Consider the following 1,163-nt stretch of genomic DNA (forward strand, 5'->3'; position numbering starts at 1 on the left):
TGGCCGCTGGAGATCACCGCAAGCTTGCCTTTATTCACTGCTTTATCAATTGCGTTCAGAAAATATTCCGCCTGCTCATAGCCGTATTCATTGCGAAGCCATTCGTGAAGATCAAATATAATGGAGTTGGTAGTCATGTAATTACGTTCAAGATCATGTAAATCCAAAAACAGGGAACGAGCTTTCGCATAGTGGGGGTCTTCAGGGTTCATTAAAGCCGCTAAAGCTGTTTCATCCAGAAAAATGGCTTCCTGAATGTTCAAGTGGTTATCCATATCAGCACTCCTTAAACCTCTAGTTTGCAAATCCCATCCAAATACAGAAGCGGATTATCTTCCTTTTGATCCACTGAGATGGGGGTTGATCCGTATGTAGCGTTTGCCAGGTATTGGACAATGATTCCATTGACGATCGCTTGCACGGTCGTATGCCGCATATCGGCGATTGATTTCAGCTCAGCATAATATTGCAGATTGAGTTCTATAGTCCCTTCTTCTTGTTTTTCACTTCGTGAAGAAATGAATTCGGAAGCAGTGGACATCGCTTTTTCGTATTGATTTTGAATGAAGCGTTTATAATTTTTCGCCAACGTGATTCACTCCTTATGCATAGCTTGTAAAACGATTCGTCTATTTTTGTAGATATAAKGGGGTTGATCCCATAAAATAAAAAAAGCCGCGATTTACGCGACCCTAATGAGTTATTGTCCTTGCCACCCGACACTTTTATCCTAAAATAAGGAAATGTCACTTGGCATTTTGCCAGTACTTTGAATGGTACGAATTTGAGCAGTTGTTACACGGAATCCAACCAGAATAAACGACGAGGTTACATTGTTAAAATTGAAAAGTCGTAAGTCTGAAATGTTCTGGCTGCCACGGAAAATCCGAAAATTCCCTGTAAAGTTGCGCCCTGAAAACAATACTAACGTAGCTTGACTAGGAAATATAACATTTCTTAGCCGAAAACTGGAGATGATGTTATTAAAACCGAATAAACCCAGATTTGAAACTGCCACGCCTCGTCTAAATGTTAGACTTCTTCCTGTAAAGTTAAAACCCGAGAAAAAAGTAACTCTAACATTTCGATTAAATATGAATCCCATCCCTATCACACTCCTATTCACTTGATAGTAATAGTGTATGAATTGGTTCATATATTGG

At 39.6% G+C, this 1,163-nt stretch carries 1 protein-coding gene and 1 pseudogene; both read right to left on the reverse strand.

All coding sequences use genetic code 11. The features are described 5' to 3' along the window. Nucleotides 1-275 (reverse strand): annotated as a pseudogene (locus tag AC1DVJ_RS31065) (type II toxin-antitoxin system VapC family toxin); the annotation flags it as partial. Nucleotides 276-286: 11 nt separating this feature from the next. Continuing rightward, the gene (locus AC1DVJ_RS31070; protein WP_477596808.1) at nucleotides 287-589 is read right to left on the reverse strand and encodes a hypothetical protein; all 303 of its coding nucleotides are present in this window, start codon (nucleotides 587-589) and stop codon (nucleotides 287-289) included. Nucleotides 590-1,163: the final 574 nt, after the last annotated feature.

The sequence above is a fragment of the Paenibacillus sp. P4_A9 genome (assembly GCF_056402415.1).